This is a genomic window from Prevotella amnii DSM 23384 = JCM 14753 (genome assembly GCF_000378745.1).
Lineage (GTDB): Bacteria > Bacteroidota > Bacteroidia > Bacteroidales > Bacteroidaceae > Prevotella > Prevotella amnii.
Genome location: NZ_KB905317.1, coordinates 1 through 9,453, shown reverse-complemented (window position 1 = coordinate 9,453; position 9,453 = coordinate 1). Strand labels below are relative to the sequence as shown.

Annotated in this window: 8 protein-coding genes and 2 pseudogenes; 7 read left to right on the top strand and 3 right to left on the bottom strand. The window is 36.1% G+C overall.

Annotated features, from left to right (window positions below; all coding sequences use genetic code 11):
• The 7 genes and pseudogenes from F596_RS12050 to F596_RS0110040 all read left to right on the top strand — a co-directional run.
• A pseudogene (locus F596_RS12050) lies at positions 1 to 259 on the top strand (IS1634 family transposase); the annotation flags it as partial.
• A 74-nt stretch (positions 260 to 333) separates the two neighbouring features.
• Positions 334 to 1,152 (top strand): annotated as a pseudogene (locus tag F596_RS0110080) (DUF6734 family protein); the annotation flags it as partial.
• Entirely contained in the window at positions 1,149 to 1,388 is a 240-nt protein-coding gene (locus F596_RS0110075) for a hypothetical protein (RefSeq protein ID WP_019036854.1), read from the top strand. The pseudogene F596_RS0110080 and the gene F596_RS0110075, both read left to right, overlap by 4 nt.
• Before the next feature lie 332 nt (positions 1,389 to 1,720).
• The gene (locus F596_RS12045) at positions 1,721 to 1,861 is read left to right on the top strand and encodes a hypothetical protein (RefSeq protein ID WP_162149456.1); all 141 of its coding nucleotides are present in this window, start codon (positions 1,721 to 1,723) and stop codon (positions 1,859 to 1,861) included.
• A gap of 272 nt (positions 1,862 to 2,133) precedes the next feature.
• Positions 2,134 to 3,144 carry a grasp-with-spasm system ATP-grasp peptide maturase gene (gene gwsG, locus F596_RS0110055; protein ID WP_231551784.1) on the top strand — a complete coding sequence of 337 codons (1,011 nt, stop codon included), beginning with the start codon at positions 2,134 to 2,136 and terminating at the stop codon, positions 3,142 to 3,144.
• Positions 3,145 to 3,341: 197 nt separating this feature from the next.
• Positions 3,342 to 4,388: a grasp-with-spasm system SPASM domain peptide maturase gene (gene gwsS, locus F596_RS0110045; RefSeq protein WP_019036848.1), complete on the top strand. Its 1,047-nt coding sequence runs from the start codon at positions 3,342 to 3,344 to the stop codon at positions 4,386 to 4,388.
• Positions 4,385 to 6,625 (top strand): peptidase domain-containing ABC transporter, encoded by a 2,241-nt coding sequence (locus tag F596_RS0110040; RefSeq protein WP_019036847.1) that lies wholly within the window; start codon positions 4,385 to 4,387, stop codon positions 6,623 to 6,625. Before gwsS ends, F596_RS0110040 begins: the two co-directional genes overlap by 4 nt.
• A 712-nt stretch (positions 6,626 to 7,337) precedes the next feature.
• Here F596_RS0110040 and F596_RS0110035 read toward each other — a convergent pair.
• The 3 genes from F596_RS0110035 to F596_RS11190 all read right to left on the bottom strand — a co-directional run.
• Positions 7,338 to 7,751 (bottom strand): hypothetical protein, encoded by a 414-nt coding sequence (locus F596_RS0110035; RefSeq protein WP_019036846.1) that lies wholly within the window; start codon positions 7,749 to 7,751, stop codon positions 7,338 to 7,340.
• The gene (locus F596_RS0110030; protein WP_019036845.1) at positions 7,748 to 9,043 is read right to left on the bottom strand and encodes a site-specific integrase; all 1,296 of its coding nucleotides are present in this window, start codon (positions 9,041 to 9,043) and stop codon (positions 7,748 to 7,750) included. Before F596_RS0110030 ends, F596_RS0110035 begins: the two co-directional genes overlap by 4 nt.
• A gap of 65 nt (positions 9,044 to 9,108) precedes the next feature.
• Positions 9,109 to 9,453: tyrosine-type recombinase/integrase (locus tag F596_RS11190; RefSeq protein ID WP_036866239.1), on the bottom strand; the 345-nt coding region annotated here is incomplete at its 5' end.

The following is a 9,453-nucleotide window of genomic DNA, read 5'->3' as shown; positions in this document are numbered from 1 at the left end:
GTTATTAGCCTACTGGGTGGTAAACACCATCCGTTGTCAATTAAAACGAGAAGGAGAATCCTGTTACTGGACCGAGATTGTACGACGTATGAACACCCAAAAACTCGTTACCACAAAAGGGAAGAACCCGTTAGGTGAAACTATTGAGATGCGCCAATGCAGTAGTCCTTCGAAGCAAGCAAAACAGATATACGATAAGTTGAAATTAAAACACTCACCATTCAAAAAGAATAAAATTTGTAGGACACAGAACTCATAAGAAAAACGAGGAAAGTACGGTAATAGTAACAATTAGGCGAAAGTGGGTGTTAAACTTGGGCTAAATATAATTCTGATATGTGGGCCTTGGCAAAGATAAAAGCTTATGATACATTGGACGAACCTTTTATTCATGTTGATGGTGACGTATATATATGGGACAAGTTTGATAGATGTTTGGGAAATCATGACCTAATAGTTCAAAACATAGAAACGACATCTGATTATTATCGTTCGATGTGGAATGAGATACGACCTTCTATTGATATTCTTCCTGAGATTATGGAGAAATATGACCAAGGTACAAGCCAAAAAGCATACAATATGGGTATCTTTGGAGGAAACGACATCTCATTCATAAAATCTTATTGTAAACAGGCTGTTGATTTTGTAAATCAGAACCTGGAACAAGTTAACAAACTTAAGGGAATTAACTTTAATATCTTCTTTGAGCAGGTACTGCTGCACGAATTGTGTACTCGTTATGGCAAAGATGTTGCAACATACATTAATGAGGATATTGGTGATAATGAGTATCAGGGATTTGCCGATTTTGACAATGTACCAGAGGACAAAACGTATCTTCACTTACTAGGATTCTATAAGAGAACACCTACGGTATGTAATAAAATGCTGGCATATGTTATTAAATACTATCCCCAATATATGGTTTATCTTGAAAAGCTCCTCGCCCTTAAACCATCAATAGCAGGTTATATAGTGAATGTTACCCAAGATAAAATGGATTATGAAATTACATCCAATAAGGACTCTCTAATGAATGGGAAACTAGACGCGAAATTTAACATCAAAAATATGGTGTTACGTAATATTTCTTCTATAGGAGCATCTAGAGAACTTGAATCATATCTGAAATCCGGAAAAAATTCATGATAGTTCCGACAAATAGTTTCTCTTTGGCAAAGAAATACATCAGAGTCAAAGAATTATATGGGCATGATATGACTGTTCCTGCATTATCTGTAGATTCTGTGATTTTTGACATTATCGGCAAAAAACAGATAATGAGAAATTCTGTTACGCAGCAGAAGGATGTTTGGATATTAGCTTTCCTTTGGAGAAAAGAAAAGATTTTATCAAATTCCTATGGAAAAGGATTTCTCTTCTAATGTCGTATGGTGTGTTAGTACCTGTCAAATGTAGTCTATAATTATCGATAATATAGAAAGGAAAAAGTGGAGGCCTTAAAGAACACATCATTAAAATAATTTTAATTAAAAAATGGAAAAGATTAATTTAAAAAAATTTGAGAATGACAGTATGGCTCTTAATGACTTAATGGAAGTACGTGGTGGTAGTGGTAACACTTGCACTGGAATTTTTTCCACCTCAAGCAATTCAAGTGATCATGACAGTGGACTTGGGGACTGTGATTAATTTAGCGGTAAAAACTTTTTATTATTAGTAAATAATTTAAAATTACAAAATGGAAAAAATTAATTTGAAGAAATTTGAGAGCGACAGTATGGTTCTTGATGACTTGATGGAGGTACGTGGTGGTAGTGGTAACACTTGCACTGGAATTCTTTCTACCTCAAGCAATTCAAGTGACCACGATTGTGGTCTTGGAGACTGTGACTAATTTTGCAGTCAAAAACTCTTTATTATCAGTAAACAATTTAAAATGATAAAAATGGAAAAAATTAATTTAAAAAAATTCGAGAATGACAGTATGGCTCTTGATGACTTGATGGAAGTACGTGGTGGTAGTGGTAACACTTGCACTGGAATTCTTTCTACCTCAAGCAATTCAGGTGACCATGATTGTGGTCTTGGAGACAGCGATTAATAATAGACAAAAGCAAAAATCAACATTTTGGCTGTGGCTATATGCCACTGCCAAAATTATGACAGATGAAAAATAGTATGATTATAATTTTTTCAAGCGGAGATGATATTTCAACGCGAGATGTTAAAAATAGACTCACGAACATGTCGCAAGATGTAGTTGTCATAGAACCAATAGCTGCTCAGGAATGTTTTTCTGTAATAAGCAACGATGCCATCATCTTTGAATCTTCAGATGGAAAGCGATACAATCTACTTGATGCAACTGCTTGTTGGTGGAGGCGAACAGGAATTGGTATGAAAAATCTTGTTAATGAAGTCCCTAAAAAAATTGTAGCAGGTGGACGCGACATATCAAAGATTCTCAATGGATCGAGAAATCATTTAAATGAGGAATTTAAAGATTTAAGAGATTATATCTATCAAACGATGTATAAAAAATGTCCTATACATATTGGTAATCCTAACCGTATGGGACTAAACAGGATGTACACATTAGATATGGCAAAAGAGATTGGACTGAATGTTCCTGAATATGCAGTTATCACAAACTATAATCAATTGGATATGTTGGACAAAATAACTGATAAGTTTGTTTCAAAAGCAATCAGTAATGGCATATATGACATTGGAGGAAATGATGCATTCTATACCTATACAGAAGCTCGAGATAAGGCTGATTTTGCCAACAAAGATATTAAATTGTTTCCTTCTTTAGTCATGAGTTTGGTTGAAAAAAGTTTTGAGGTACGTTCGTTTTACTTAAATGGAGAATTCTATTCTATGGCTATATTTTCACAGAGAAACAAACAAACTTCTATTGATTTCAGAAAGTATTGCACTGAACTCCCAAATAAGAATGAGCCATTCAAACTTCCTATTGATGTTGAAGAGAAACTTGACAAACTATACAAGAAGTTGGATTTAAACACCGGTTCTGCTGACTTTATAGTCGATAAAGATGGGAAATTCATATTTCTGGAAATTAATCCAGTTGGACAGTTCCAGATGACCAGTTTGCCATGTAATTATAATTTAGAGCAAAAAATAGCAAATTATCTAGTATATGGATCTTGAAAAAATAGTTTTAAGTGACAAAGAAATAGAGAATCTTCCTTTATTCTTTAAAACGATCTATCATAATCTTTTGATAGATCCCAACTTCGAAGATAAATTGATGATGTTTAATCCTAAGACTAAATTCAAAGAAATGAGATCGGTGGTTCCCAAAAGAAGTCTACCGTTATTTTATAATTACGAAAAGAGCAAGAAAGATGGACAAGTATAATAATCAATATTTTATTCTTTCCTCAAGTTGTGCATTGACAAAAGGCGCAAGTAGGACACTTATACAAGATTTTCAAAGAAGTTATGCGGATTTTGTACCTAACGACTACTATAGCTTATGCAACTTGCTAAATAGGCATAAGATTTCCGATATTGCCAACAAAATAGAGGATAGTTCGCTAGTAGATTATTATCAATTCGTTGATTTTATGATAGAAAGAGAATATGCTTTCGTTTCAGACAATCTACAAGTATTCCCTGAGATATCGCAGGAGTTGTATGAGGATAAGGACAATATCTATGATGCAATTATTGATATTGATGAGAATGATATCAAAACAGACAAATTGGACATGTTTCTATCTGATGTAAAAAAATTGCATTGTACTGATCTTCAAGTAAGGGTCTATAATCATTCAGATCCATGTCGCCTCCATTCTATTCTAAGAAAAATCTGTGCTTATATCTTTTATTATGTAGAGCTGCATTTGGATTCTTCAAAATATATCACCAATAAATATTGTTACGATATTATATTGAACTACCCTCCGATAACAAATATCTATCTATACAATGCTGTCTCAAACAAGAGCATAAACTATAGTGAGAATACTGAGGGATGTTATCCTCTTAAGATGGGAACTGTGTATTATGTAGCTGCAGAATTGAATGACAATAATTGTGGTTGTATTTCTGATTATTCTAAGATTTATAAAAATGCTAGCTTCTATAGGATGAGTCAGAGGCACAATTCTTGCCTATATAAGAAAGTTTCTTTAGATAAAGATGGGTATGTAAGAAATTGTCCATCTATGTTTGAGAAATATGATCTGTCTGACGGATTGGAAAAAATTATACATTCTCCAACGTTTAGGAAATATTGGAATATTACTAAAAAGAATGTCGATGGTTGTAAAGATTGTGAGTTCCAGTTTAATTGTCTTGATTGTAGAGCACATACAAAAGGAAATGGAATATTCAACAAACCCATTGCATGTAAGTATAATCCTTATATAGCAAAAGAAGAACGATGAAAATAATAAAAACGATGATAAAAATAAGGGAAAAACTAAATAGATTTCCTTGTTACATCCAATTTGATATGATGGATTGCGGCCCAGCAGCGTTGGGTTCAATCGCTTCATATTATGGTAAGAATTATAGCATTCCTGAACTACGAGAATATTGTTATCTTTCTAAAGATGGTGTAAGTCTTCTAGGAATAGATGATGCTGCGAGAAAAATAGGTTTTGAAACGCTACCAATAAAAACTTCTGTCACAACGCTTTGTAGGAAAAAGCCTTTTCCCTGTATTCTCCATTGGGATAATGTTCACTTCGTTGTGCTTTATGACGTAAAAAAATCACTGATCACCAGACTTAAATATTTTTATATCTCAGATCCGAGTTATGGTAGAGTGAAAATTAATGAAGATGAATTCAGCTCGCATTGGTGTGGTGCCGATGGTGAAGGTGTGGCATTACTCATGTCACCAAAGGAAGATTTCTATGAAACGGTACCTAAACATAGTGGAGGTCATTATAAAAAGAATTTTCTTTCATTTTATAAGAATTTTAAGAACGAATACTCTATACTCTTCTGGGGTATGTTCTTTAGTAGTATTTTTGCTCTTATTTTTCCTTTTTTAACCCAAGTTTTGATAGATATTGGAATTGGAAGAAAAGATATTCACATCGTCTTTATATTTCTTCTTGCCCAATTGTTTCTTTTTATTGGTTCAACTTTTATCATGGTAGTTCGGAATTGGACGCTCTTATATAGCAACTCAATTATTAATATTGATATCATCCATGATTTTTTAGCAAAAATCATTAAACTTCCATTCAAGTTTTTCGATACAAAACAACTTGGAGACTTTACGGCACGAATAAACGACCATAATAGAATTCAGATTTTCTTGACATCTAGTAGTATAACAGTCATCTTTTCTTTTCTGACATTCATTGTATATTTTATACTATTAACATATTATGATGTAAAGATACTGTTGGTTTATCTCTGTATAACAGCAATTGCAATAGTGTGGTCTATTGTCTTTGTAAATAAAGAAAAAAAAATCGATTACTCGAGATATAGAATAGATAGAGAAGCGCAGCAGAATGTATATGAAATTATTAATGGAATTTCTGAAATTAAGCTTAATGGGACAGAGGACTATGAACTCAATTGCTGGAGAAATAGCCAAATCAAGCTGTTTGGCATTGATATTGATATTCTGAAACTCAGCCAACTGGAAAGTATTGGATTTGAATCCTTTAATAAGCTAAAGGATATAGTAGTTGTATTTATGGCCGCCTATGATGTGATTATAGGCTCTATGACGCTTGGTACATTACTTGCAATCTCTTATATCATAGGATCTTTGAATCAACCCATCAGTCAGATTATCGAATTCATACGTAGTTTGCAATATGCCAAACTGAGCTATGATCGACTTACTGATGTTCAGGCATTGGAAGAAGAGGATATTGATACCACTATTGACATCAATAGTGATACATATAAATCTTTTGATGGAATTCATTTAAAACATGTAGATTTTCATTATTATGGTCCACGATCTCCCAAAGTTATCGATGATATGACATTAGATATCCCCTTTGGTAAGACTACTGCTATCGTTGGAGAAAGTGGAAGTGGTAAGACCACTCTAATGAAACTGTTACTTAAATTCTATGATAAATATAGTGGAAGTATACTTTATGGAAATGAGGAGTTGAAGGATATTTCAGTCCAGAGTCTTCGTGAGTATTGTGGTGTTGTCATGCAGGATGGTTATATCTTCTCTGACACTCTTGAAAGAAATATTGCAACGGGTAAACAGCCCATTGACCAAGGGAAACTGAAGAATGCTATTAACATTGCACAATTGACGGAATTTATAGAAAATCTTCCACAAGGACTCAAAACAAAGCTGGGTACAGGTGGAAATGGCATATCAGGAGGTCAACGTCAGCGCATTCTCATAGCCCGTGCTATATACCAGAATCCTCCGTTCGTATTATTTGACGAAGCAACCTCTTCATTGGATGCCAAAACAGAGAATAAGATATATCATAATCTGGACAAATTCCTTAAAGGTAGAACAGTTCTTAAAATAGCTCATCGTCTAAGCACAGTTATGAATGCTGACCAAATTATTGTCTTGCATGCTGGAAAAATTATAGAACATGGTACCCATGAAGAGCTTCTTGCTCAAAAGGGATTTTATTACGAATTAGTCAAGAATCAATTAAATTTAAGCAAGTAATTATGGAGCGAATGAATTTAAAGAAAATGCTATTTATAAGATATGGTCTCCTCATCATTTTTCTTTCAGCAATCATTGTTTTTTCCCTGTTATGGGCATTAAGAGTGGATGATAAATCCTTGCTGAATATGATTATTGCGTATTTTCTAAATCAGTCTATAAAATAAAATGCAGAATCACAAGGAGATATCGGATAGAAAATCATACATGTCTGTATGTTAAGTGGGTATAAAAGTCCATTCTTACAACGACGTTATAAGGTTTATATAGTTTTTTTTAATAGTCCAACAAGAGTACGCGTGTCTATAGCATAAATGTGCAACAAGGAGTATATGAATAGTACGAGATGTGCAACAAGTCTGAAGTTATAATTACAATATTCCAGTCTACTAGCAATAGCAGATAGATTTATGTTGATATCCCTGATATTCATAAAAAGCAAATATGAGTTTATAATAAGCTAAATAAGTACATAGAATCTTTATAAGTAAATAGTGGAGGCGAATTGTAAAGAATCTCTGATGAATAGCATATGTCGAATAAACCTCCTTTAGAGCAGGCTAAAACAATGAAGAAAGACAAATGTAGTTACTGCGTAGTACAATTGTTTAGAGCACACAACTACACGTTAATCCTTTTTCTTTCACCGCTTTAACTCTTATTGTAGTAATGTAGTAAGATATAATCGGTGAAAGAAAAGGAAATATATTCATCAGTTCTTGGTATTGTCCAATAGGAAGATTGGCGTTACAATGGAAGCCTCTGTCTGCAATCTTTTATTGATGTGCTTTCTGAATAAACGCGCTTCTGTGCTGTTCAACTGAAAAGACAGGGCGATGATGATAGGAAGGGGATAAAGTGGTGAATAACTTACGGTCTTTCCCTTCTTGATAACTTCCTCACCTGCAATCCTCTCATCGAGATATAGGTTGGAGGATTTTATTATCGTTTGCATCCTATGGTTGAGTTTCCTCCATGTTACCCCGAAGAACCTCACAAGTTCACTCTCTGTCATGGCTATCCCTCCATTTCCCTTGCGAATGACCTGCATATTGCAGCCCCAATCAAAATAGCTACGATGATTCTCCGTGCTAGTCATTGTCCTTTGTTTATAGTTCGTATTCATGCCGTTTCTTCCATTTTACAGGTTACAATATCCGAAGATTCACAAGCCTCTCTCTCCGCTATTTCTTTCTCATTTGCCGATTGTTTGGCTATAAGCCTGTCCATATCCTTTGAAATCTTGTTGTCCGTTACCTGCGCATAAATCTGCGTGCTTGATATGGAGGTATGCCCCATCATCTTGGCTATGCTCTCAATAGGAATACCTGCGCTTAGACACATCGTACCAAACGTATGTCTTGCCATGTGGTACGAAAGTCTTTGACGGATACCGCAAGCCTTACCCACGATGCTCAGGTTCTTGCCCATCACGCTACGGCTGCAATGAGGTTGAAAGACAAGGCTGTCGCCTTTTTCTTTCACCGCCTGCTGTTCTTCGTTTCCTGCCTGCGCATTCCTGCAATGGTTGATGATAGTTTCAGCTATGGGATGTAACGGCACGATAAACTCAGCCTTTGTCTTCTGACGCTCCTTGCGTATATATCTCTGTCCGTCTGCTGCCGTTTGGATATGGCTGTATTCCAAATTTTCCATATCAGCGATAGCCATACCTGTGAAGCAGGAGAAGACGAACATCAGCCGAGCCAATTCCGACTCTCTGTCGTTCATCGTCATTGCCATGAGTTTCATTACATCGCCCTTTTGCAAGAAGCGTATCTTCTTTTCCTCCTTCTCATACTTGGCGTTCTCAAAGGAATTGCAGCGGATAATCCTGCTGCTCACCGCACGAAACATCAGTCGGCTCAGCCAACATAGATTGGTATTGACAGTCGATGCTTTCAGTCCACGCTTTTTCAGAAAGAAACGGTATTCCTCGAACAAGTCCTCTGTAATGGCTCCGATGGGTATATCCTGCACTCCTTTGTTTTCTACAAATTCACGGAGATTTCTGTCAGAATAGAACAGGTTCAGATAAGTCCCCTCTGCCCTTGACTTTCCAACGCTTTCCTTGACGGCTTGCAGTTCCGCCTTGCTCATTGCAAGGAGCGTGGTGGGGTTGGTGGCAATGCCTTGCAAACTGTTCTTGATAAGTTCCACACTTACCACTCCTTCCCTCGTCAGTATGTCCCGATAGGTTTTCTCTACTAATTCCCTGAACTCATTGATTCTTGGGTTGGTCTTCCTATTGGTTGTCAAACCCTGTTTGGAGTTCCACTCTGTGGGCTTGCATTCTTCGTTTGTGGTAATGACTGACTGCTTACCGTCGATTGTGATACGGCAGAGTATGGAAGTCTGACCATTTGTTTTGGTTTTCTGTCTGTTGATATAGAACAGTATCTTGAATGTACTTCTCATAATGGTCTTGATTGAATTGTCCGTGTTTTATTTGACTAAGTATAATGCTGGATGAAAGCAAATGGTCAGATAGCCAACTGCATATCTTCGGTGAAAGAAAGGAAACGGTCAAATTCCTCAAAGAGTTTCTGTGGCGTTACCTTTGCATAACGCTCGGTCATGCTCACGTTGGAATGTCCCAGCATCTTACTCACGGTCTCAATAGGTACACCCTGTTCAAGCGTGATGAATGTGGCAAAGGTGTGCCTTGCCGTATGTGTGGTAAAAGGAAACGAGATGCCTGCACGAAGCCGCAGGGCTTTCAAATAAGATTGGTAAGTGGCATATCCCATGAAAGGGAGCAATGTTTCCCTTTCATCGCTGTGGAGCTTCTCCATCAGCCGTATGGCTTCGGGCAGCAGTTTGACACG